This is a genomic window from Microlunatus panaciterrae (assembly GCF_016907535.1).
Taxonomy (GTDB): Bacteria; Actinomycetota; Actinomycetes; order Propionibacteriales; family Propionibacteriaceae; genus Microlunatus; species Microlunatus panaciterrae.
The window spans coordinates 775,719-797,334 of record NZ_JAFBCF010000001.1 but is presented as its reverse complement, the minus strand read 5'-3'; the positions used below and the strand labels follow the sequence as shown (position 1 = coordinate 797,334).

23 protein-coding genes are annotated in these 21,616 nt (G+C 69.2%); 13 read left to right on the top strand and 10 right to left on the bottom strand.

Going from position 1 to position 21,616, the window contains the following annotated elements; genetic code table 11:
• Positions 1-25 precede the first annotated feature (25 nt).
• Positions 26-892, bottom strand: a complete 867-nt coding sequence (locus JOE57_RS03590) for an MBL fold metallo-hydrolase (protein WP_204916425.1) — start codon at positions 890-892, stop codon at positions 26-28.
• Between the two features lie 63 nt (positions 893-955).
• On the opposite strand from JOE57_RS03590, the gene hrcA reads away from it, so the two are divergent.
• The 4 genes from hrcA to tgt are packed head-to-tail and all read left to right on the top strand — an operon-like array spanning position 956 to position 5,104.
• Entirely contained in the window at positions 956-1,972 is a 1,017-nt protein-coding gene (hrcA, locus tag JOE57_RS03585; protein WP_204916424.1) for a heat-inducible transcriptional repressor HrcA, read from the top strand.
• 11 nt (positions 1,973-1,983) lie between these two features.
• Positions 1,984-3,156 (top strand): molecular chaperone DnaJ, encoded by a 1,173-nt coding sequence (dnaJ, locus tag JOE57_RS03580; protein ID WP_204920200.1) that lies wholly within the window; start codon positions 1,984-1,986, stop codon positions 3,154-3,156.
• Positions 3,153-3,881, top strand: a complete 729-nt coding sequence (locus JOE57_RS03575) for a 16S rRNA (uracil(1498)-N(3))-methyltransferase (RefSeq protein ID WP_204916423.1) — start codon at positions 3,153-3,155, stop codon at positions 3,879-3,881. Before dnaJ ends, JOE57_RS03575 begins: the two co-directional genes overlap by 4 nt.
• Positions 3,878-5,104 carry a tRNA guanosine(34) transglycosylase Tgt gene (gene tgt / locus JOE57_RS03570; RefSeq protein WP_338041139.1) on the top strand — a complete coding sequence of 409 codons (1,227 nt, stop codon included), beginning with the start codon at positions 3,878-3,880 and terminating at the stop codon, positions 5,102-5,104. The genes JOE57_RS03575 and tgt overlap by 4 nt, the downstream gene beginning before the upstream one ends.
• Positions 5,105-5,270: 166 nt before the next feature.
• On the opposite strand, the gene JOE57_RS03565 is transcribed toward tgt, so the two are convergent.
• A complete protein-coding gene (locus JOE57_RS03565) occupies positions 5,271-5,987 on the bottom strand; it encodes a queuosine precursor transporter (RefSeq protein ID WP_204916422.1) in 717 nt (238 codons plus the stop codon).
• Between the two features lie 90 nt (positions 5,988-6,077).
• On the opposite strand from JOE57_RS03565, the gene JOE57_RS03560 reads away from it, so the two are divergent.
• Complete coding sequence (locus JOE57_RS03560; RefSeq protein ID WP_204916421.1) at positions 6,078-6,491, top strand: DUF5709 domain-containing protein; 414 nt, start codon at positions 6,078-6,080, stop codon at positions 6,489-6,491.
• Between the two features lie 55 nt (positions 6,492-6,546).
• Positions 6,547-7,524 carry a prolyl aminopeptidase gene (gene pip, locus JOE57_RS03555; protein ID WP_204916420.1) on the top strand — a complete coding sequence of 326 codons (978 nt, stop codon included), beginning with the start codon at positions 6,547-6,549 and terminating at the stop codon, positions 7,522-7,524.
• Between the two features lie 69 nt (positions 7,525-7,593).
• Here the strand turns inward: pip and JOE57_RS03550 are convergent, their stop codons facing one another.
• On the bottom strand, positions 7,594-7,743 hold the full coding sequence (locus JOE57_RS03550; RefSeq protein ID WP_204916419.1) for a hypothetical protein: 150 nt from the start codon (positions 7,741-7,743) through the stop codon (positions 7,594-7,596).
• Here JOE57_RS03550 and JOE57_RS03545 point away from each other — a divergent pair.
• Genes JOE57_RS03545 through era form a run of 5 tightly spaced genes read left to right on the top strand, consistent with a single transcriptional unit; the run spans position 7,742 to position 11,860 of the window.
• Positions 7,742-8,683, top strand: a complete 942-nt coding sequence (locus tag JOE57_RS03545; RefSeq protein ID WP_204920198.1) for a PhoH family protein — start codon at positions 7,742-7,744, stop codon at positions 8,681-8,683. The genes JOE57_RS03550 and JOE57_RS03545 overlap by 2 nt on opposite strands.
• 16 nt (positions 8,684-8,699) lie before the next feature.
• A complete protein-coding gene (ybeY, locus tag JOE57_RS03540; RefSeq protein ID WP_204916418.1) occupies positions 8,700-9,191 on the top strand; it encodes an rRNA maturation RNase YbeY in 492 nt (163 codons plus the stop codon).
• Positions 9,188-10,531: a hemolysin family protein gene (locus tag JOE57_RS03535; protein WP_204916417.1), complete on the top strand. Its 1,344-nt coding sequence runs from the start codon at positions 9,188-9,190 to the stop codon at positions 10,529-10,531. Before ybeY ends, JOE57_RS03535 begins: the two co-directional genes overlap by 4 nt.
• Positions 10,531-10,914 (top strand): cytidine/deoxycytidylate deaminase family protein, encoded by a 384-nt coding sequence (locus JOE57_RS03530; RefSeq protein WP_204916416.1) that lies wholly within the window; start codon positions 10,531-10,533, stop codon positions 10,912-10,914. Before JOE57_RS03535 ends, JOE57_RS03530 begins: the two co-directional genes overlap by 1 nt.
• Entirely contained in the window at positions 10,904-11,860 is a 957-nt protein-coding gene (gene era, locus JOE57_RS03525; protein ID WP_204916415.1) for a GTPase Era, read from the top strand. The genes JOE57_RS03530 and era overlap by 11 nt, the downstream gene beginning before the upstream one ends.
• A gap of 367 nt (positions 11,861-12,227) precedes the next feature.
• Here era and JOE57_RS03520 read toward each other — a convergent pair whose 3' ends face one another.
• A complete protein-coding gene (locus JOE57_RS03520; protein WP_204916414.1) occupies positions 12,228-13,277 on the bottom strand; it encodes a GNAT family N-acetyltransferase in 1,050 nt (349 codons plus the stop codon).
• Positions 13,278-13,597: 320 nt separating this feature from the next.
• On the opposite strand from JOE57_RS03520, the gene leuA reads away from it, so the two are divergent.
• Positions 13,598-15,289: a 2-isopropylmalate synthase gene (leuA, locus tag JOE57_RS03515; protein WP_204920197.1), complete on the top strand. Its 1,692-nt coding sequence runs from the start codon at positions 13,598-13,600 to the stop codon at positions 15,287-15,289.
• A gap of 16 nt (positions 15,290-15,305) precedes the next feature.
• Here the strand turns inward: leuA and JOE57_RS03510 are convergent, their stop codons facing one another.
• Together JOE57_RS03510 and recO are read right to left on the bottom strand one after the other, a co-directional pair.
• Positions 15,306-16,838, bottom strand: a complete 1,533-nt coding sequence (locus tag JOE57_RS03510) for a M1 family metallopeptidase (RefSeq protein ID WP_204916413.1) — start codon at positions 16,836-16,838, stop codon at positions 15,306-15,308.
• A complete protein-coding gene (gene recO / locus JOE57_RS03505; RefSeq protein WP_204916412.1) occupies positions 16,825-17,565 on the bottom strand; it encodes a DNA repair protein RecO in 741 nt (246 codons plus the stop codon). Before recO ends, JOE57_RS03510 begins: the two co-directional genes overlap by 14 nt.
• A gap of 18 nt (positions 17,566-17,583) precedes the next feature.
• Here recO and JOE57_RS03500 point away from each other — a divergent pair, with 18 nt between their 5' ends.
• A complete protein-coding gene (locus JOE57_RS03500) occupies positions 17,584-18,381 on the top strand; it encodes an isoprenyl transferase (RefSeq protein ID WP_204916411.1) in 798 nt (265 codons plus the stop codon).
• A gap of 26 nt (positions 18,382-18,407) precedes the next feature.
• Here JOE57_RS03500 and JOE57_RS03495 read toward each other — a convergent pair whose 3' ends face one another.
• The 4 genes from JOE57_RS03495 to JOE57_RS03480 are packed head-to-tail and all read right to left on the bottom strand — an operon-like array spanning position 18,408 to position 21,533.
• Positions 18,408-18,812: a Fur family transcriptional regulator gene (locus tag JOE57_RS03495; RefSeq protein ID WP_204916410.1), complete on the bottom strand. Its 405-nt coding sequence runs from the start codon at positions 18,810-18,812 to the stop codon at positions 18,408-18,410.
• Positions 18,812-19,804, bottom strand: coding sequence for a metal ABC transporter permease (locus JOE57_RS03490; RefSeq protein WP_338041390.1), 993 nt, complete (start codon positions 19,802-19,804; stop codon positions 18,812-18,814). Before JOE57_RS03490 ends, JOE57_RS03495 begins: the two co-directional genes overlap by 1 nt.
• On the bottom strand, positions 19,804-20,607 hold the full coding sequence (locus JOE57_RS03485) for a metal ABC transporter ATP-binding protein (RefSeq protein WP_204916408.1): 804 nt from the start codon (positions 20,605-20,607) through the stop codon (positions 19,804-19,806). Before JOE57_RS03485 ends, JOE57_RS03490 begins: the two co-directional genes overlap by 1 nt.
• The gene (locus JOE57_RS03480) at positions 20,598-21,533 is read right to left on the bottom strand and encodes a metal ABC transporter substrate-binding protein (protein WP_239578829.1); all 936 of its coding nucleotides are present in this window, start codon (positions 21,531-21,533) and stop codon (positions 20,598-20,600) included. Before JOE57_RS03480 ends, JOE57_RS03485 begins: the two co-directional genes overlap by 10 nt.
• Positions 21,534-21,616 lie beyond the last annotated feature (83 nt).

The window sequence follows — 21,616 nt, the reverse complement described above, 5'->3', positions numbered from 1 at the left end:
GCTGCGATCAGGCCAGGGGCCGCGATCAGGCCAGGGGCAGGGTCGGGCGGGTGCCCTTGACGCCGAGACCGCTCAGTGCGCCGTAGCCGGGTGCGATGCCGGCGGCGACGTGCTGCTCCGGATACGGCCAGGAGCCGCTGGACAGCGCCGCGGACTGGGCCACTCCGGCCTCGACCAGCCGCCGGATCTCGCCGGCGACAGCCGCGATCTCGCCCCGCTGGTTGAAGACGAACTCCCGGTCGACCGGCTCTCCGTGTCCAGGCACCGCGCGCACCGTCGGCGTCATCAGGCCGATCACCCCGTCTAGGGTGGCGGCCCATTCCATCGGTACGGAGTCAGCCCCGAACCAGGGCGGCCCGGCCGACTCCAGCAGGTCGCCGACGAACACCACGCCCGCGTCCGGGACCACGACGACCAGGTCACCCTCGGTGTGACCGCGCCCGATGTGGGCCACCTCGACCCGCCGGTCACCGCCCAGGTCGAGGGCGGCTGCGAGCACGATCTCCCGGTTCGGCAGAGCCAGGCTGCCGGCATCGATCCCCAGCTCGGTCGCCGCCTCGGCCGCCTCGCTGGAGCTGATCCGGTCGCGCACGGTCTCGTGGCCGATGGTGACCAGGTCGTCGAACGCGGCGAGTCCGAAGGCGTGGTCGTAGTGCCAGTGGGTGACGATCACCGCGCTCAGCGGCAGGTCGGTCACCGACGCCACCGATCTGCGCACCGCCAGGCCCTGGGCGGGCGTCGAACCGGTGTCGACCAGCACCGCACTGTCCGACCCGACGATCAGGCCCAGGTTCACTGCTGCTGGGGCAGTCGTCAGCCGGTAGACGCCTGTCGCCAGCTCCTGCCATTCGCCGCTGAGGGGGACTTCAGGTTCGGCACCGGTCTCGCTCATGCCGCTAGACTGGCACTCTGGATGGGTGAGTGCCAAATGGACGAGCATCGGTGAGGAGGGGACATGATCGACGATCGCAAGCTCGAGGTCCTGCGAGCCATCGTGACCGACTACGTCTCCAGCCAGGAGCCGGTCGGGTCCAAGGCCCTGGTCGAACGGCATGACCTGGGTGTCTCGCCGGCGACCGTACGCAACGACATGGCGGTGCTGGAGGAGGAGGGCTACATCACCCAACCCCACACCTCTGCCGGCCGGATCCCGACCGACAAGGGTTACCGGCTGTTCGTCGACCGGCTGGGCACGGTCAAGCCGTTGTCGCTCGCCGAGAAGCGCGCCATCCAGACCTTCCTGTCCGGGGCCCTCGACCTCGACGACGTGCTGAAGCGGACCGTGCGGCTGCTGGCGCAGGCCACCCAGCAGGTCGCCATCGTCCAGTACCCGACGCTGAGCCACTCCACGGTCCGTCACGTCGAACTGGTGTCGCTGTCCAGGACGCGGGTGCTGCTGATCCTGATCAGCTCGACCGGGCGCATCGAGCAGCGCTCCCTCGAGCTGCCGGAGTACGACGAGGAGACACTGAGCAGCCTGCGTACCAAGCTGAACGCGACCGTGATGGGCCGGACGACGGCCCAGGCGGTCCAGCAGCTGACCTCGCTGATGGCGGAGCTCCCTCAGCCGGAGGACGGCATCGGCGCCGTCTGCATCGCCGGCCTGCTGGAGATGCTCAGCGGCGACACCAGCACCCGGTTCGTCGTCGGCGGCGTGCCCAACCTGACCCGTTTCGGAGACGAGTTCGAGACCACGGTGCGTCCGGTTCTGGAGGCCCTGGAGGAGCAGGTGGTGCTGCTCAAGCTGCTGGGCGAGGCGACCACGGCCGATGTCGTGACGGTGCGGATCGGGCAGGAGAACCCGTACAAGGAACTGCAGTCGACCTCGGTGGTCGCGACTGGCTACGGTAGCCAGGACGACACCTGGGCCACGCTGGGGATCGTCGGTCCCACCCGGATGGATTACCCCTCAACCATGGCATCGGTCCGAGCCGTAGCACGCTACGTCGGCCGGTTCCTCTCTGAAGGATGACGAAGCAGACAATGAGTTCGGACTACTACGAGACCCTTGGTGTGTCGAGAGACGCCTCGCCGGAGCAGATCAAGAAGGCCTACCGGCAGCTGGCGATGAAACTGCACCCCGACGTCGCATCGGAGCCCGACGCGGGCGATCGGTTCAAGAAGATCGCCGAGGCCTACGAGGTCCTCTCCGACAGCAGCAAGCGTGACATCTACGACCGTGGCGGGGACCCCCTCGGCGGCGGTATGGGCGGCGGAGGCTTCAACGGCGGCTTCGGTGCCGCCGGGGGCTTCGACTTCACCAACCTGGTGGACGCGATGTTCGGTCAGCAGGCCTCGCGCGGGCCCCGGTCCCGGGTACGCCGTGGTCAGGACGCCCTGGTCCGGCTGGACCTGGAGTTGGCCGAGGCGGCCTTCGGAACCACCAAGCCGCTGCGGGTCGACACCGCGGTGCTCTGTCCACGGTGCAACGGCTCGGGCGCCCAGGAGGGCTCCCAGCCGGTGAAGTGCGCCACCTGCCACGGGCAGGGCGATGTGACCCACGTCCAGCGCTCGTTCATCGGCGACATCCGCACCACCCAGCCCTGCCCGACCTGCCGTGGCTACGGCACTGTGATCCCCAACCCGTGTACCGAGTGCTCGGGCGACGGCCGGGTCCGGTCCAACCGGACGATCAACGTCAAGATCCCGCCTGGCGTGAACACCGGCAACCGCATCCATCTCTCCTCGCACGGCGAGGTCGGTCCCGGCGGCGGGCCGGCCGGCGACCTGTACGTCGAGCTGAACGTGCACGAGCACGAGATCTTCAAGCGCAACGGTGACGACCTGGAGATGGTCGTCCGGATCCCGATGACGGCCGCGGCACTGGGCACCGAGGTCGACGTCCAGACCCTGGAAGCCGACCTCGAGGATGCCGACGAGGACGAGACGACGGTTCGGCTGGCGGTGCCGGCCGGCACCCAGTCCGGCACCCGGATCGCGGTCGACGGCAAGGGTGTGCCCCGGCTGCGGGCCGGTGGGCGTGGCCAGCTCGGCGTCACGCTCTTGGTGCAGACACCGGTGCGGATCAACGACGAGCAACGCGAGCTGTTGCGCCAGCTGGCGGAGCTGCGGGAGGAGACCCGTCCCGAAGGCACCGTGCAGCGCCATTCCAAGGGTGTCTTCGGCCGGCTGCGCGACGCGTTCGCGGGGCAGTGACCGACCCGCTGTTCCTGGTCGACCTGGCCGACCCGCTGCCGCCGGTGGGCTCCCGGGTGGAGGTCGGCGGTGAGGAGGGCCGGCATGCGGCCGTGGTCCGCCGGATCCGGCCGGGAGAGAGCGTGCTGCTGTCCGACGGGGCCGGTCGCGGTGTACGCGGCGTGGTGACGGCCAGCGCCAAGACCGGCATCGAGCTCGAGGTGGTCGAACAGCTGACGGCATCTGCTGCCGGACGCCGGTTCGTGGCGGTGCAGGCGCTGGCGAAAGGGGATCGCTCCGAGCTGGCCGTCGAGATGTTGACCGAGATGGGCATCGACGAGGTCGTGCCGTGGCAGGCCTCGCGCTCGATCGTGCGCTGGACTGCCGAGCGCTCGGCCAAGTCGCTCAACCGCTGGCGGTCCACCGTCCGTGAGGCGACCAAGCAGTCGCGCCGGCTGCGGGTGCCGGAGGTCGCCGAACCCGCTTCGACCGCCGACGTGGTCGACCGGATCGGCGCCGCCGCGCTGGCGCTCATCCTGCACGAGGACGCCACCGTTCCCCTGGCGGAGGTCGCACTGCCGGAGAGCGGGACGGTGCTGATCGTCATCGGTCCCGAGGGCGGGATCTCGGCCGAGGAGCTCGGCCCCTTCACCGACGCCGGAGCGGTGCCGGTCACGCTCGGCGACGGAGTGCTGCGGACCTCCACAGCAGGGGTGGCGGCGCTGGCGGGTCTGATGCTGCGGTGACCGGCTTCGGTTTCACGCCGCGCTCCGACCTGCCCACCGGACAGGGCCGCACCGGCACGATCCGCACCCCGCACGGAGAGATCCAGACGCCGGCGTTCATCGCGGTCGGGACCAAGGCCACCGTGAAGGCTGTGCTGCCGGAGACGATGGCCCAGATCGGGGCCCAGGCACTCCTGGCGAACGCCTACCACCTCTACCTGCAGCCCGGTTCGGACATCATCGACGAGGCCGGCGGGTTGGGCCGGTTCATGAACTGGCCCGGACCGACGTTCACCGACAGCGGCGGATTCCAGGTGATGAGCCTCGGCGCCGGGTTCAAGAAGGTCATCTCGATGGAGGTCACCGACGGACCACGCAGCGACGAACTCATCGCCGAGGGGCGGGAGCGGCTCTCCCATGTCGACGACGACGGCGTCACCTTCATCTCCCATCTCAACGGCAGCCGGCACCGTTTCACCCCGGAGGTGTCGATGCGGGTGCAGCACGAGCTCGGGGCCGACATCATGTTCGCCTTCGACGAGCTGACCACCCTGATGAACACCCGCGGCTACCAGGAACGGTCACTCGAGCGGACCCACCAGTGGGCCCTCCGCTGCCTGGTCGAGCACCAGCGGCTCACCGCCGAACGCAGCCACCGGCCCTACCAGGCGCTGTTCGGGGTGATCCAGGGCGCCCAGTACGAGGACCTGCGGCGGCAGGCGTGTCGCGGGCTCGCCGATCTCGCCGTCGACGGGCGAGGCTTCGACGGATACGGCATCGGCGGTGCGCTGGAGAAGGAGAACCTGGGCACCATCGTCGGCTGGTGCTGCGAGGAGCTGCCAGCCGACACCCCGAAGCACCTGCTCGGCATCTCCGAACCCGACGACTTCTTCACTGCGATCGAGAACGGCGCCGACACCTTCGACTGCGTCAGCCCGGCCCGCGTGGCCCGGAACGCGGCGCTCTACACGCCCACCGGCCGCTTCAACGTGACCACCGCGCCGCAGCGCCGCAACTTCAACCCGATCGACGAGGACTGCGACTGCTACACCTGCCTCAACTACACCCGTGCCTACCTGCATCACCTGTTCAAGGCCAAGGAGATGCTGGCGTCGACACTGTGCACGATCCACAACGAGCGCTTCATCGTGCGGCTGGTGGACGACATCCGCGCCAGCATCGACGACGGTAGCTTCACCGACTTCAAACAGGACTTCCTCGGTCGCTACTACGCGTCCCGTTGACGGGGCAGCCGAGCGCCGCCTGTCTCCGCGCCCTGAGCCTGTCTCCGCGCCCGGAGCCTGTCTCCGCGCCCTGAGCCTGTCTCCGCGCCCTGGCCCGTCTCCGCGCCCTGAGCCTGTCTCCGCGCTCTGAGCCTGTCGAAGGGCCTCGCACGGCAGGCCAGAGCGCCTAGGCGTAGCCCGGTTCCCGGCGCTTCACCGCCCTGATCACCGCGTAGGTGATGGGCAGGCAGACCACCTCCACTGTGACCTTGTAGATGTAGCCGACCACGGTGTAGTTGGCCCAGGTGCCGACCGTGACCAGGCCGCCGAAGGCCACCGTACAGAAGATCACCGTGTCGGCGAGTTCGCCCACCACCGTCGAGCCGACCAGCCGGGCCCACAGCCGACCCTCCTTGGTGTGCTCCTTGATCCGGACCAGCACGTACGCGTTCAGGAACTGCCCGGCCAGGTAGCCGAGCAGGCTGGCCAGCACGATCCGCGGGACGAAGCCCAGCACCGCGTTCCAGGCCGCCTGGTTCGGCCAGTCGGTGGCGGGTGGGGCACTGTTGACCGCCAGGAAGCTGAGCGAGGCCAGGATCGAGAGGGCGAAGCCGAGAATGATCGCCCGGCGGGCCCGGCCCATCCCGTACACCTCCGCCAGCACGTCGCCGAGCACATAGGTGAGCGGGAACAGGAACGCCCCACCGTCGGCGATGATCGGCACCAGCCCGAACAGCCTGAACTCGATCAGCTTGGTGGCACCGATGTTGGAGATCAGCAGCAGGCCGCAGAACAGGGCCACCACGATGTCGTAGTTGCCGACGATCTGCCGGGCGTACTGCGCCGTGGTGGAAGCCGACTCGTTCCGGGTGAGAGGGGTCCGTGCGGTCTCTGGTGTTGTCACGGGCAGCGATCGTAGTCGTTTCGGTTGCAGATGTGGACGGTTCGGGCGTCCGGGGCTGAATGGTCCGCCCGGAGGTGGCACGCTGGAGGTATGACTGACTACACCGAGGACGTGCCGGACCCCTCCGAACAGAACGACCAGATCCAGTTCGAGGACTCGTTGGTGGACCGAGGCGTGGACGACATCCTGGACGAGGGCTACTCACCGCCGGAGCGCTGGTCCGCTGCGGAGGCGTACGGCAACACGCCAGAGGAGATGGCCGAGGGCGAGACTCTCGAGCAGCGACTCGCCCAGGAGGAGCCGGAGGCCGAGTTCGTCGACGACGAGGACTATGTCGACGACGGCGAAGTCGGCGACGAGCGGGCCGGGCGGCTGGTCGACCCCAACAGCGGCATCGGCGAGGACATCGACGCCGAGCTCATCGGCGAGGACGTCGGCATCGACGGCGCGGGCGCCAGCGCTGAGGAGGCGGCGGTGCACATCGTGCGGGATCACACCGAGTAGGGGCCGGCCCCAGTAGGTGTGAGCGTGGCCGAGGGTTCTGCCAGTCTTGTCCGACATGGGCCTCTATCCCGAGATCAAGCCATACCTGCGCGGAACACTCGAGGTCGGCGACGGCCACCAGCTCTACTGGGAGGAGTCGGGCAACCCCGACGGCAAGCCGGTGGTCTTCCTGCATGGCGGGCCGGGCGCCGGGTCGTCACCGACCGCTCGGCGGCTGTTCGACCCGGCCCGCTACCGGATCGTGCTGTACGACCAGCGGGGCTGCGGTCGCAGCGTCCCGCACGCCAGCCTTCCCGGCGCCGACCTGAGCACCAACACCACCTGGCACCTGGTGGCCGACCTGGAGCAGCTCCGGATCGCCCGCGGGATCGAGAGGTGGCAGCTGTTCGGCGGCTCCTGGGGCAGCTCGCTGGCGCTGGCGTACGCCGAGGAGCACCCCGACCGGGTCAGTGAGATGGTGCTCCGCGGCATCTTCACGCTGCGCCGGAGCGAGCTCGACTGGTACTACAACGGCGGCATCGGGCACCTGTTCCCCGAGTGGCGGGAGCGGTTCCTGGCGCCGCTGGGGGGCCGCGACTTCACCGGCGACGCCATCGGCGCCTACCACGAGCTGCTGTTCGACCCCGACCCTGCGGTGCACGGTCCGGCCGGCGTGGCGTGGTCGTCGTTCGAGGGCGCCACGCTGACGCTGGAGGAGGACACGGCGATGGTCGAGGCCTTCAGCAAGCCAGCCTACGCACTCGCCTTCGCGCGGATCGAGAACCACTACTTCGTCCACCGTGGCTGGTTCGAGGAGGGTCAGCTGATCCGCAACGCCGACCGGCTGCGCGACATCCCGGGCGTCATCGTGCAGGGGCGCTACGACGTGGCCACGCCGGCGATGACCGCCTGGGACCTGCACCGGGCCTGGCCGGCGGCCGACCTGCGGATCGTGACCGCTGGACATGCCTTCTCCGAGCCCAACATCCTGGCCCAGCTGCTGGCCGCCACCAACCAGTTCGCCACCGACCAGACGCCTGCCGGGGCCGGCTAGTGGCCCGCTGCGGGCCGGTCCTGGACAAATGCCTTGGGGTGCTGGACAGCGTTCACTAAGATGGTGCCGTTATTTCCCATCGTTCGGAGGAATCCTGAGCAGGTCAGACACCTCGGCCACCGCGGCCACCCCATCCGGCGGGCTGGCGCCCGCTGCGGACAGCGCCCGGAGCGGCTTCGAAGGCACCAGGAAGATCTCCGTCCCGGTGTCGGTGGACATGGTCAACATCCTCGGTCCCCGTGACGAGTTCCTGCGGATCCTCGAGCGCGAGCTGGACGCGGACATCCACGTCCGCGGCAATGAGGTCACACTGAGCGGCACCGCCGCGGCGCTGCAGCTCGGCGCCGACGTCCTGACCGAGCTGGTCACGGTGATCCGGACGGGTCAGGGGCTGACCGCCGACGCGGTGGAGCGCACCGTGGCCATGCTGGGCAACCGTGAGGACGCCCGTCCTGCCGACGTGCTGACGCACAACATCCTGTCCTCGCGGGGCAAGACCATCAGGCCCAAGACGCTGAACCAGAAGCGCTACGTGGATGCGATCGACAAGCACACGGTCGTCTTCGGGATCGGACCGGCCGGCACCGGCAAGACGTACCTGGCGATGGCCAAGGCCGTCCAGGCGCTGCAGAACAAGTCGGTGAACCGGATCATCCTGACCCGGCCCGCGGTCGAGGCGGGGGAGAACCTCGGCTTCCTGCCCGGCACCCTGAACGACAAGATCGACCCCTACCTGCGGCCGCTTTACGACGCGCTGCACGACATGGTCGACCCCGACTCGATCCCGCGGCTGCTGACTGCTGGCACCATCGAGGTCGCACCGCTGGCCTATATGCGTGGCCGGACCCTGAACGACGCCTTCATCATCCTCGACGAGGCCCAGAACACCTCGATGGAACAGATGAAGATGTTCCTCACCCGGCTGGGCTTCGGCGCGAAGATGGTCGTCACCGGGGACATCACCCAGGTCGACCTGCCCGGTGCCACCCGCTCCGGCCTGCGGGTCGTGCAGGGCATCCTCGACAACGTCGAGGACATCGCGTTCTGCCATCTGACCAACCACGACGTCGTCCGGCACAAGCTGGTCGGGCGGATCGTCGCCGCGTACGACAAGTTCGAGTCGTCGCAGCCGGCGCCAGCGCCGCGTCACCACCGATGACCCGGAGAGGTGCGCGATGAGCATCGACATCAACAACGAGTCCGGTCTGGAGGCCGACAGTCCGGGCCTGGTCCGGCTGGCGACCTATGCGCTGCGTGAGCTGAGGATCCACCCGCAGGCGGAGCTGTCCATCCTGCTGGTCGATGAGGACACCATGAGCGCCTACCACGAGAAGTACATGGGCGAACCGGGACCGACCGACGTGCTGTCCTTCCCGATGGACGAGCTGCGCCCGCCGGGCGACGGCGACGAGCCGCCCGAGGGGCTGCTCGGTGACATTGTGCTCTGCCCGGCGGTGACCGCCCGGCAGGCAACCACACACGGCCGCACACCGGACGAGGAGGCGGAGTATCTCCTGGTCCACGGGCTACTGCACCTGCTGGGTTTCGACCACGCCGAGCCCGAGGAGAAGGCCGAGATGTTCGGGCTGAAGGACAAGATCATCGCGGGTTGGGCGCTCGCCCGGCCGGACAAGGACTCCACCACCGGGGGCGGGAGCCGACGATGATCCCGAGCTATCTCGGCCTGCTCGGGATATCTCTGCTGTTGGTGATCTTCGCCGGAGTGATGGCGGCTGCTGAGGCGGCCCTCTACTCGTTCTCGAAGGCCCGCGCTGAACGGCTGGTGGACGAAGGTCGGGCGGGTGCGACCAAGGTCCAGCAGATCGCCGCCGACCCGCCGCGGTATCTGAATACGGCGCTGCTGCTGCGGACGATCTTCGAGATCAGCGCGATCGTGCTGGTCGCCCTGGTCGTCTTCGATCTGGTGGCGCCGACCTGGCAGCGGGTGTTGATCACGGCCGGGTCGATGATCGTCGTGTCCTACATCTTCTGGGGGGTTGCGCCCCGGACATTGGGGCGCCAGCACTCCGACCGGATCGCCTGTGCCACGGCCGGCGCGCTGGTCGGGCTGACCACCGTACTGGGACCGTTCCCACGGTTGTTGATCTTGATCGGCAATGCGCTGACGCCCGGCAAGGGCTTCAGCGAGGGCCCGTTCTCGACCGAGGCCGAGCTGCGCGAGATGGTCGACCTGGCGGAGGCGAGCGAGCTGATCGAGTCCGGTGAGCGGGAGATGATCCACTCGGTGTTCGAGCTGGGCGACACCATCGTCCGTGAGGTGATGGTGCCCCGCACCGACATGGTCTTCATCGAGGAGTACAAGACGCTGCGCCAGGCGGTCTCGCTGGCCCTGCGTTCGGGCTTCAGCCGGATCCCGGTGATCCGTGACGGGCTGGACGACGTGGTGGGCGTGCTGTACCTGAAGGACGTGATCAAGAGGGTCTACGACAACCCGAAGGCCGAGTCCAGCGAACGGGTCGGCTCGATGATGCGTGATCCCGAGTGGTGCCCGGACTCCAAGCCGGTCGATGAGCTGCTGCGGGAGATGCAGCTCAAGCGGACACACCTGGTGATCGTGGTGGACGAGTTCGGCGGCACTGCCGGGATGGCCACCATCGAGGACATCCTGGAGGAGATCGTCGGCGAGATCACCGACGAGTACGACCCGGAGAACAAGGACGTCACCGAGCTGGCCGAGGGGCGCTACCGGGTGTCGGCGCGGCTGCCACTGGACGAGCTGGGCGACCTGTTCGGCAAGGAGCTCGACGACGAGGACGTCGACACCGTCGGCGGGTTGATGGCCAAGGTGCTCAACCGGGTGCCGATCGCCGGCTCGATGGTGCACTACGACGGGCTGGAGATGGTGGCCGAGCGGGCCACCGGCCGGCGCAACCGGATTGGTACGGTGGTGGTCACAGCGATCGAGTCCGGCGAGGACTCCGAGGACGAAGAGCGGGCCGCAGCAGCGACCCAGTTGGCCGCCGACGCGGCAGTGAGGGCGACCTGATGACCCAGCCTGACGACGGCCGACCGGCCGACGCGATCGGCCCGAGCGACCCCGAGGATCTCAAGATCATCACCCTGGCGAAGGCTGCCCGGGCGCGTACCCAGGCACGGCAGGGGGCTGCGGTCCGCGACACCGACGGCCGTACCTATGCCGCGGTCGACGTCGAGCTCGGCCCGGTCGCCCTGTCCGCCATCACCGTGGCCACCGCGATGGCGGTGTCATCCGGCGCCCAGGGTCTGGAGGCGGTTGCGCTGGCTGCCGAAAGCCGACCGACCGAGGAGGACCTGGCGGTGGTCCGGGCGCTGCCCGGCACCGGTGTAGTGGTGTGGTTCGCCAACCCGAAGGGCGAGGTCCAGGGAATGGTCGAGGTCGATGACCGCTGAGGCGTCGGGTGACTCCGACGGCCGTGAGGTGGAGTTCCGTTCCGGTTTCGCCTGCTTCGTGGGTCGGCCCAATGCGGGCAAGTCCACGCTGACGAACGCCGTCGTCGGCTCCAAGATCGCCATCGCCTCGTCGAAGCCGCAGACCACCCGGCACGCCATCCGTGGGATCGTGCATCGTCCGGGCGCGCAGCTGGTGCTGATCGACACGCCGGGCCTGCACAAGCCGCGGACGCTGCTGGGGGAGCGGCTCAACGACCTGGTCCGCGACACCTGGACCGAGGTCGACATCGTCGGCGTCTGCCTGCCCGCCGACCAGAAGATCGGTCCTGGCGACACCTACCTGGTGGGCGAGATCGCGGCCCTGCCGAAGAAGCCAACGCTGGTCGCGATCGCCACCAAGTCCGACCTGGTCTCACCCGAGCGGATGGCCCAGCACCTGCTCAGCATCAGCGCGCTGGAGCAGAAGCTGGGGGTCAGCTGGGCCCACATCATCCCGGTGTCGGCCACCGAGAACGACCAGGTCGACGTGCTCGCTGACACCCTGGTCGAGCTGCTGCCGCCGGGTCCGCCGCTGTATCCCGACGGTGACGTCACCGACGAGCCGGAGGAGACGCTGGTCGCCGAGCTGATCAGGGAGGCGGCGCTGGAGGGGGTCCGGGACGAGCTGCCGCACTCCATCACAGTCACCATCGAGGAGATGGGGCTGCGGGAGGGGCGCAGCAAGGACAAGCCGCTGCTGGACATCTACGCCTCCATGGTGGTCGAGCGCGACTCCCAGAAGGGGATCATGATCGGCCACCGGGGCAGTCGGCTGCGCGAGGTCGGGGCCGCCGCCCGCCGCCAGATCGAGGCGCTGCTCGGCACCCCGGTCTACCTCGACCTCCGGGTCAAGGTCCTCAAGGACTGGCAGCGCGACGCCAAATACCTGAACCGGCTGGGCTTCTGACCCTCCCTCATTCTTGTGGGGGGGGCTCTGTCGGTTTCCCAAGTCGACTTGGGAAACTGTCACGCAGCCAGGCAAATTCCCCTGGCTGAGTGACAGTTTCGCTGGCGCCGTCAGGGCCGTTCGGCGGTACGGCGGGTGCGACGGCCCGCCTTGACGGGTTCGACGGCGTCTCCCGTCCGAGTCTGAGCTGGCCTTCCCCGTCGTACGGCCGCCACCGCAGGAGCACGTACGGTGCGCCGCCAACGCGTACAGCAGAGCCACTCAGCCATGGAAACTGTCACGCAGCCAGGCAGATCTCCCTGGCTGCGTGACAGTTTCCCAAGTCGACTTGGGAAACCGACAAACCCCCCGCGCCGGCCCGGACCGGCTAGACCCCACCCGCGTTCAGGATCAGGTCCTCGGGCTTCCCGTCTGCCGGGTCGGTCAGGACCAGCTGGTAGGCGGCGAACACCCGGGAGAGGCGATAGCCGATCGCCTCGTTGACGTTGATCATGAACGTGTTGTCGGCGTGGTTCCAGGTCTCGATCACCGTGAACTGCGGTTCGACCTCGGCCATCCAGCGCATCATGTCGATCTTGAGCAGCAGCCCCAGCCGGTGGCCGCGGTGCTTCCGGCTGACCGCGGTGTCGCCCTGGTAGGCGAACTCCGGCTGCAGCGGGTGCACCCCGACGATGGTGTGGCCGCCCACCTCGCCGGTGGCGCGATGCCGGGCGATCACCCGGTAGAGCCGGTTGCCGCGGCCGGCGTTGGCGGTCTCGAAGTCCTTCAGCCGCTGCAGGTCGAACTTCTCCTCCTCGAACGTCAGGTCGCCCATCGGCGCATCGTTGATGGCCGCTGTCACCTCCACCAGCTCGGCCAGCACGTCGTCGGAGGTCGGGGCGACCAGCCGCTCGAGCTGGTAGTCGACCGCTGCGGCCCGGGCACTCTGCTCCAGCCGGGCGACCTCGGCCTGGTCGACCTCGGCCAGCACCTGGCGACGGCGGGCGTCGTGGCTGGCGTACACGAAGCCGTGGGCCTCGGCGAAGCTGCGGGCACCGTCGTCGTCCTCGGCGGTCGAGATCCAGATGGTGTCCCGGCCGAGCTGGCGGGTCCGTCGGAGGATCTCCCGGACGATGGCGCTGCCGTGACCCTGCCGGCGGTGGTCAGGATGGACCGTCACCTCGGCGGCGACCAGGTGCAGGTTGTCCCGCAGCGGCCAGGCCAGCCCCATCGAACCCACCGGCTCCTGCGCACCCTCGGGCAGGTAGAGGTACTGCTCGCCCGGCTCCAGGTCCCAGCCGTACGTCAGGTCGCCGGCCACCAGCCCGGCGAGCACCGGCGGCGTGTCGGGGTCGTCATGCTGGCGAACGTCGTTGACGAGCCGGACGAACTGGTCCAGCATGGCCGGGTCATCGGGCCGCACGCGGAGGAAAGGCATCCGACAAGCCTGCCGCATCATCCCTCGCAGGCACCACTGCTTTTCGTCTCCTCCGATCTGGGTTATCCTTCAGGAATGGTCGGCACGTCGAGCGTTGCGCTGCAGAGCGCACTCCTGCTCCTTCCCCGCCGCAGCGAGGCCTCCTAAAGGGTCGGCATCCTCGCTGCGGAGTCTGGCGCGTTCGGCGATCCGAATTCCATCGACACAGCGAGGAACCCATGTCTTCCACCCCATCCAGCCCAGCGTCCACCGACGCCACCGCAGCACGATCGGCTCACGGAACCCGACCACAGTCCGTCCCCGTGCAGCAGCCCAGCCCGATGCCGTTCGGCCGCTACCACGCGTTCGAGCCGTTGAACCTGCCCGACCGCAGCTGGCCCAGCGCCACCATCACCCAGGCGCCGCGCTGGCTCAGCACCGACCTGCGTGACGGCAACCAGGCCCTGATCGACCCGATGACCCCTGCCCGCAAGATGAAGATGTTCCAGCTCCTGGTGGCGATGGGCTACAAGGAGATCGAGATCGGCTTCCCGTCCGCCAGCCAGACCGACTTCGACTTCGTCCGGCAGCTGGTCACCTCGGGCGCCGTCCCGGACGACGTGACGGTGTCGGTGCTGACCCAGGCCCGCGAGGACCTGATCGAGCGGACGGCCGAGTCGTTGGTCGGGGCCCGCAATGCCACCATCCACCTCTACAACGCCACCGCGGAGCTGTTCCGCCGGGTCGTGTTCCGCGTCGACAAGGCGGAGTGCCTGGCGCTGGCCACCCGCGGCACCGAGATGGTGATGAAGTACGCCGAGCAGTACCTGGGTGACGTCGCGTTCGGCTACCAGTACAGCCCGGAGATTTTCACCGGCACCGAGATGGAGTTCGCGGTCGAGGTCTGCAATGCGGTGATCGACGTCTGGCAGCCGGAGGACGGTCGCGAGATCATCCTCAACCTGCCCGCCACCGTCGAGATGGCCACGCCCAACGTCTACGCCGACCAGATCGAGTGGTTCGGCCGCCATGTCCGCGGCCGGGAGAACGTGGCGATCTCACTGCATCCGCACAATGACCGTGGCACGGCGGTGGCGGCCACCGAGCTGGCGCTGATGGCCGGCGCCGACCGGGTCGAGGGCTGCCTGTTCGGCCACGGCGAGCGGACCGGCAACGTCGACCTGGTCACGCTGGGGATGAACCTGTTCTCCCAGGGCATCGATCCCAAGATCGACTTCTCCGACATCGACGAGATCCGTCGTACGGTGGAGTACTGCACCAACCTGCCGGTCCACCCGCGGCACCCCTATGCGGGCGACCTGGTCTACACCGCCTTCTCCGGCAGCCACCAGGACGCCATCAAGAAGGGCCTGGAGGCGCTGGAGGCCAGGGCGAAGGCGGCTGGCGTCCCGGTCGCCGAGTTCGACTGGGAGGCGCCGTACCTGCCGATCGACCCGCACGACGTCGGCCGATCCTACGAGGCCGTCATCCGGGTCAACTCCCAGTCCGGCAAGGGCGGAGTGGCCTACATCATGAAGACCGAGCACCGCCTGGACCTGCCGCGGCGGCTGCAGATCGAGTTCTCCCGGGTGGTCCAGGCCCAGACCGACTCTGACGGCGGCGAGATGTCACCGGCGGCGCTGTGGACGATCTTCAATGCCGAGTACCTCTCCTCGGACAGCCCCCTCAAGCTCGGTGACGTGAACTCGACCTCGGCGAGCGGCCAGCACGACATGGTCACCGCCCAGGTCGTCGACCGCGGCCACGCCCGCGAGATCACCGGTGAGGGCAACGGCCCGGTGTCGGCGTTCGTCGACGCCATCTACGGGCTGGGCTACCAGGTCCGGGTGCTCGATTACAATGAGCACGCCCTGTCCTCCGGCGGGGACGCCACCGCAGCCGCGTACGTCGAGTGCGAGGTCGGCAGCGGTGAGGACGCCCAGGTCATCTGGGGCGTGGGGATGGACGCCAACATCGTCAACGCCTCGCTGAAGGCCGTGGTGTCGGCGGTGAACCGGGCCCTCACCCGCTGAGGCCGGTGGCCCAGCGTCAGCGGAACCCGTTCTCGGCGGTGCGGCGGGGTGCCGTCGGGGAGAAGATCCAGGCCTGGAAGAACGAGGTCAAGTCGATCTTGGTGGTGGACTGGGCCTTGATCATCCAGTCCTCCAGGCTGCGGCTGCCGGGGTCCTGCGACCACTCCTGAGCAAGCCTGAAGAATGCCCGGTCCCCGATGACGTTGCGCAACGCCTGCAACGTCATCGGGCCCCGGGCATAGACGGTCTCGAACAGGTGGTCCTTGCCCGGATCGATCATGGTGACCCGCCAGAAGTTCGGCTTGTGCTCGGTGTCGGCGAAGGTCGACGTGAACGCCTCCTCGGCGCTCCGGCCGCCGCTACGTTCGGTATAGCCCCACTGGGCCCAGCTGGCGTACGCCTCGTTGGTGAAGATGTCGTTCCACTGCCGGACCGTCACGTTGTCGCCGAACCACATGTGCGCCAGCTCGTGCGCGATCAGCTCCGGCGCGAAGTCGCGGTTCAACATGGCGCCGCCCTCATAGACCGGGCGGGTCTGCGTCTCCAGCCCGGCGAACCACAGCTTCGCGGCGGGCACCACACCACCCAGCTCGGTGAAGGGGTACGGGCCGAACATCTTCTCCAGGGTCTGCACGATGGCACCGCTGCGCCGCAGCTCGGTCAGCAGCTGGATCCGCTGCTCCGGGCTGAACTGTTCCGATACGGCGTAGACGAACGGTCGGCCCTGCGCGACCCCCTGCTCGAGCTGGAACTGGCCGATGGAGATGAAGTTGAGATACGTCGCAAGCGGCTGCCGGGACATCCAGTGCCAGGTGTCGTGGTCCCGCTCGGCTGCGGTGTCCCTCGACTCGAGTCGGCCGACGCTGATCACCTCCATCCCGGCCGGCACCCGCACCGAGACGTCCATCAGCGCCGGGTCGGACGGGTGGTCGTTGGCCGGGAACCACCAGGCCGAGCTCTCCGGCTCGCCAGCCACGGTCCACTCCTGGTTGGTGGTGTGCCAGGCGCTGACCTGGCCGCGCTTCACCGCGCCCGGGGCGCCCGAGTAGTCCACCACCACCTCGAAGTCGGTGTTCGCTGCGATCGGCGCCGCCGGGGTCACCTTCACGTCCTGGAAGCCGGTGTGCTCGAACAGTGCCTGCTGCCCGTTCACCCTCACCCGGTCGGTCTTCAGTGCCAGGTCGAAGTAGAACGCCTGCAGCGTCTGGGTCGAGTGGGCGCTGATCACCGTGGTCGACGTCATCCGCTGGCTGCGGGTGTCCCAGTCGATCGAGATCGTGTACTTGTAGACGTCGTAGCCGCTGCTGCCGTAGTCGGGGAAGTAGGGGTCGCCGACTCCCGGCGCCCCCTCGGTGGCCACGACCGAGGGTGGTGCGCCGGCCGCCCGGTCCGCCGCCTGCCACCGACCCAGCCCGTACGCCACCGCGAAGGGCACCAGCAGCGCCAACACCACCAGCAGTGGCAGCACCACGGCGAAGACGTAGGCGACGCGGTGCGGCTGGTGCCCCCGCGGCGGCGGCCACGTCGGCGGCGGGTCAGCGTTCGACATGCGCCAGGGATCTCAGACTGCGCTCCAGGTGCCAGGCCACGAACGCGGCGGTCAGCCCGCTGGACTCGCGGCGGATGCCGTCCGGCACGTCCCTGGTCTCCTCCCACCGGCCCTCCAGCAGCGCGCTGAGCAGCGTCAGGGTCGCCGGGGTCGGACGCGCCGACCCGGCGGGACGACAGCGCTCGCAGACGACGCCGCCGGCGGCGGGGGAGAAGGCCTGGTGCGGGCCGACCAGGCCGCAGCGTGCGCAGTCGGAGAAGGTGGGCGCGTAGCCGGCCACGGACAGCGAGCGCAGCAGGTAGGAGTCCAGGATCAACGAGGACGGCCGCGGCCCGTCGGCGGTGCCACGGTTGAGCACCCGGAGGGCGCCGACCAGCAGCAGATACTGCTGCAGGGAGGGTTCACGCTCCTCCGACACCAGCCGGTCGGCGGTCTCCAGCATCACCTGGCCGGCGGTGTAGCGCGGGTAGTCGGCGGTGAGCGGGTCACCGAAGGCCTCCAGGGACTCCGCCTGGGTGACGATGTCGAGGGTACGGCCGGTGGCGAACTGCAGATCGACGTGGCTGAACGGTTCCAGCCGGGCACCGAACTTCGAGGAGGTCCGCCGGACTCCCTTGGCGACCGCACGGACCTTGCCGTTGCGACGGCTGAGCAGCGTGACGATCCGGTCGGCCTCGCCCAGCTTGTGGGTGCGAAGCACGACGGCCTCGTCACGATAGGTCGGCACCTCGCTATTGTCCCCTATGTGGCAAGAGAACCCCGAAGGTCTGCGCCGACCGCCCCGGCGCCGCACGCCAGCGGCGCCCGGCCCCCGTCGATCCAGGCCGGCAAGCTGCCGCGCCATGTCGCCATCGTGATGGACGGCAACGGTCGCTGGGCCAAGGCGCGCAACCTGCCCAGGACCGACGGGCATGCCCGGGGCGAGGAGTCGCTGTTCGACGTGATCGCGGGGGCCATCGAGGTGGGGGTGAAGTATCTGTCGGCGTACGCCTTCTCCACCGAGAACTGGAGCAGGTCCCCGGACGAGGTGCGATGGCTGATGGGCTTCAACCGCGACGTGATCCGGCGTCGGCGCGACCAGTTGGACGCGATGGGCGTCCGGGTGCGTTGGGCCGGTCGGCGGCCCAGGCTCTGGCGCAGCGTGATCACCGAGCTCGAGGATGCCGAGCGGCGCACCATCCACAACGACGTGCTCACCCTCCAGTTCTGCGTCAACTACGGTGGCCGGGCCGAGATCGTCGACGCCGCCCGCCGGATCGCCGAGCTGGCCGCCGCCGGTCGGCTCGATCCGGCCAAGCTGAACGAGAAGCGGTTCCGGCAGTTCCTGGACGAGCCGGAGATTCCCGACGTCGACCTCTTCATCCGCTCCTCCGGCGAGCAGCGGACCTCCAACTTCCTGCTCTGGCAGTCCGCGTACGCCGAGATGGTGTTCCTGGACCAGCTCTGGCCCGACTTCGACCGCCGCGACCTGTGGCGGGCGATCGAGCTCTACGTCGACCGCGACCGCCGCTACGGCGGGGCCGTGCCCAATCAGGTGGGATAGGCCCGGGGTTCTGCGACCGCTGGACGTCAGCAGTTCTGACAGGTGCCGAAGATCTCGAGGTCGTGGCTGACCTCGCGGAAGCCGTGCTCCTCCGCGATCGCGGTGGCCCATCGCTCCACCGCCGGTCCCGACACCTCGACGGTGCGGCCGCAGGAGCGGCAGACCAGGTGGTGGTGGTGCCCGCCGGAGCAGCGGCGGTAGGCCGTCTCGCCCTCGGCGGTGCGGATCGCATCCAGCTCGCCGGCGTCCGCCATCAGCTGCAGGGTCCGGTACACCGTGGTGAGGCCGATGCTGTCGCCCTTGTGCCGCAGCTCGTCGTGGATCTGCTGGGCGGTCCGGAACTCGGCCAGCCCGGTGAGGATCTCATCGACGGCCTGGCGCTGCCGGGTGCGGCGTTGGGGCGATGGGCGAGGTGACTCGGCGGGATGCATCAGTGCTCGTCGTAGTGGTCGGCGTGCGCTGCGTGGCGGTGACCGTCGTGGATGAAGTCGGTGTGGTCGCCGTGACGGACCTGCGGGTGCAGGCAGTCGGTGCCACCATGGTGGTGCGGGTGATCCTCGGTGGGCACGTGCGGGACGGCCACGTCGGCGAGCTCGGGGATCACGGGCAGCACTCTACGGCGGCGGGACAGCAACGCCGAGATCGGCCAACTGGCTGCGAAGACCGCGATGGCGAGCACGACGATCAGCGCTCCGGGGGCGGTGTCGGCGTAGAAGGACCCGACGGCGCCGCCGAGGGAGACCACGACACCGACCGCCATCGCCACGATGAGGGTGGCGAAGAACCCGCGGACGAGGTTCTGGGCGGCCGCGACCGGCACGACCATCAGCGCACTGACCAGCAGCAGCCCGACCGTACGCATGGCCAGTGTGACGGTGATCGCGGCGGTTACGACGATGAGCAGGTTGTAGAGCCGGACCCGCAGACCCAGCACCCGGGCGAAGTCCTCATCCGCAGTGACCGCGAACAGCTGCGGTGCGAGCCCGAGCGTCGGCACCAGCACCGCGACCGCGAGCGCGGCGACCAGCCGCAGGTCGGACACGGTAACCGTGGTGAGCGAGCCAAAGAGGTACTGCGACAGGGCACCGGTGCCGGCCCCGGCGATCCCGCTCATCAGCACACCGGCAGCCAGGCCGCCGTAGAAGAGGATGGCCAGCCCGACGTCGCCGGTGGCCTTGCCCCGTTGGCGCAGCAGCTCGACCACGACGGCGCCGGCGACGCAGACCACGACGGCGATCGGAATCGGCGCCTGACCCGTGAGCAGGGCCAGGCCGACGCCGGCGATGGCCACATGGCCGAGCCCGTCCCCGAGCAGGCTGAGTCGGCGCTGCACGATGTAGGTGCCGATGGCCGGGGCCATCAGCCCGGTCAGCAGCGCTGCGATCAGCGCCCGCTGCATGAACGGATAGCTCAGGATGTCGATCATCGCTCGCCTCCGCTCCGGTGGTCATCCGGCGCGACCGCGCCGTCGAGCCAGTGGGCGCGCAGTGGTGGCTCGTACTCGTGCAGGTCGTCGACGTGGCTGTGCAGAGCCTCGGGCAGCGTCCCGTCGTGGATGACCCGGCCCTCCCGCAGCACGACGGCGCGGTGGATCAGCGGCGACAGCGGGCCCACCTCGTGCAGCACGACGAGGACCGCGAGCCCACGGTCCAGCAGGGTGGCCAGCACATCGGCGAGGATCTGCTGATGTTCCAGATCGACCCCCGCCGTCGGCTCGTCCAGCACCAGCAGCTCCGGTTCGCCCACCAGCGCCCGGGCGATCAACACGCGTTGCTGCTGCCCTCCGGACAGGTGTGTGAGCTCGTCGTCGGCGCGGTCGGCCAGCCGCACGGTCTCCAGGGCGGCGCGGACCGCTGCCCGGTCGGCTGCCGAAGCTGGGAGGAAGGGCCTGCGGCGGCCCAGCCGGCCCGAGCCGACGACCTCCTTGACCTTGGCCCGGCTCAGTCCCACCGGGGAGCGCTGCGGGACGTACCCGATCCGCGACCACTGGGTGAACTGGCTCTGCTCGGTGCCGAACAGCTCGACGCGGCCACGCTCGATCGGGGTCAGCCGCAGCAGCGAGCGCACCAGCGTGGACTTGCCCGAGCCGTTGCCACCGAGCAGGGCGACCGCCTCGCCCTGGTGCACGGTGAGGCTGACGCCGCGGAGCACCGGCAGGCCGCCGAGCTGCACGGTGAGGTCCTCGGCCATCACGACGATGCGGTCGTCGGGAGCGTTCACCGACATCCGTTGGCCGCCTCGAGCGCAGTCAGGTTGGCCCGCATGACCTCAAGATAGTCCCGGCCGCGGGAACGGGCCGTGAGGCCTTCGACCGGGTCCAGTACGTCGATCTTCAGCTTCAGGTCGCTCGCGATCGCCTGGGCGACGGCCGGCGAGACCAGGCTCTCGTAGAAGATCGTGGTGATCTGGTGGGCCCGGGCCTCGGCTTGGACCTCGGCCATTCGTGCCGGCGAGGGTTCGGTGTCGGGGCTGAGGCCGCTGATGCCGATCTGGGTCAAGCCGTAGCGGCGCGCCAGATAGCCGAAGGCGGCATGCGTCGTGATGAACTCCGTACGCGCGCAGCTGGCCAGGCCGTGCTTGAAGTCGCCATCCAGCACCGACAGGTCGTGGGTGAGCGCGGTCGCGTTGGCCCGGTAGTCGTCGGCGTGACGGGGGTCGACGCCAGCGAGTCTGTCGCTGACCGCTCTGGCGATGGTGGCGACATTGGTGGGGTCGAGCCAGACGTGCGGGTCCTTGCCGACGCCGCTCGGGTCGGAGCCAGGGTCGCCCTCCTGATGCGGCCTTCCAGCCGGTTGAAGCGGCACCACGGTGGTGGTGTCGAAGGCCCTCTTCGTCCCACTTTGGCTGATCGCCTCGTCCACGGCAGCCTGGAACGACCGCTCATAGACCACCAGATCCGCGTCGGCGACGGCGGCGACCTGCCGCGGGGTCAGCTCCACGTCATGCGGCTCGGCGCCCGGCTGAGTCAGGCTGTCGACCCGGGCATGCCCACCCGCCACCCGTTCCGCGATGAACTGGAGGGGATAGAAGGCTGCGAGGATCCGCAGCTGACCCGGCTGAGCTCCGGACGGCCCGCCGGTTGAGCCGCAGGCCGCGAGCAGGACCGACATCGCGCACAGCAGCGCGGCGGTCCGGCCCGACAAGTTCAGCATGAAAACCATTTTCAATAGCGCGGGGGAGGAAAGTCAAATTGGCGATCAGGGTGCGCTGGCCGGCCGCAGCCGCTCTGTTGTGC

What these genes read in the sequence shown, in the direction of transcription:
- JOE57_RS03590 (WP_204916425.1), bottom strand. Translation starts at nt 892, where the DNA reads ATGAGCGAGACCGGTGCCGAACCTGAAGTCCCCCTCAGCGGCGAATGG.
- hrcA (WP_204916424.1), top strand. Translation starts at nt 956, where the DNA reads ATGATCGACGATCGCAAGCTCGAGGTCCTGCGAGCCATCGTGACCGAC.
- dnaJ (WP_204920200.1), top strand. Translation starts at nt 1,984, where the DNA reads ATGAGTTCGGACTACTACGAGACCCTTGGTGTGTCGAGAGACGCCTCG.
- JOE57_RS03560 (WP_204916421.1), top strand. Translation starts at nt 6,078, where the DNA reads ATGACTGACTACACCGAGGACGTGCCGGACCCCTCCGAACAGAACGAC.
- pip (WP_204916420.1), top strand. Translation starts at nt 6,547, where the DNA reads ATGGGCCTCTATCCCGAGATCAAGCCATACCTGCGCGGAACACTCGAG.
- JOE57_RS03545 (WP_204920198.1), top strand. Translation starts at nt 7,742, where the DNA reads ATGGTCAACATCCTCGGTCCCCGTGACGAGTTCCTGCGGATCCTCGAG.
- JOE57_RS03550 (WP_204916419.1), bottom strand. Translation starts at nt 7,743, where the DNA reads ATGTCCACCGACACCGGGACGGAGATCTTCCTGGTGCCTTCGAAGCCG.
- ybeY (WP_204916418.1), top strand. Translation starts at nt 8,700, where the DNA reads ATGAGCATCGACATCAACAACGAGTCCGGTCTGGAGGCCGACAGTCCG.
- JOE57_RS03535 (WP_204916417.1), top strand. Translation starts at nt 9,188, where the DNA reads ATGATCCCGAGCTATCTCGGCCTGCTCGGGATATCTCTGCTGTTGGTG.
- JOE57_RS03530 (WP_204916416.1), top strand. Translation starts at nt 10,531, where the DNA reads ATGACCCAGCCTGACGACGGCCGACCGGCCGACGCGATCGGCCCGAGC.
- era (WP_204916415.1), top strand. Translation starts at nt 10,904, where the DNA reads ATGACCGCTGAGGCGTCGGGTGACTCCGACGGCCGTGAGGTGGAGTTC.
- JOE57_RS03520 (WP_204916414.1), bottom strand. Translation starts at nt 13,277, where the DNA reads ATGCCTTTCCTCCGCGTGCGGCCCGATGACCCGGCCATGCTGGACCAG.
- leuA (WP_204920197.1), top strand. Translation starts at nt 13,598, where the DNA reads ATGCCGTTCGGCCGCTACCACGCGTTCGAGCCGTTGAACCTGCCCGAC.
- JOE57_RS03510 (WP_204916413.1), bottom strand. Translation starts at nt 16,838, where the DNA reads ATGTCGAACGCTGACCCGCCGCCGACGTGGCCGCCGCCGCGGGGGCAC.
- JOE57_RS03495 (WP_204916410.1), bottom strand. Translation starts at nt 18,812, where the DNA reads ATGCATCCCGCCGAGTCACCTCGCCCATCGCCCCAACGCCGCACCCGG.
- JOE57_RS03485 (WP_204916408.1), bottom strand. Translation starts at nt 20,607, where the DNA reads ATGTCGGTGAACGCTCCCGACGACCGCATCGTCGTGATGGCCGAGGAC.
- JOE57_RS03480 (WP_239578829.1), bottom strand. Translation starts at nt 21,533, where the DNA reads ATGCTGAACTTGTCGGGCCGGACCGCCGCGCTGCTGTGCGCGATGTCG.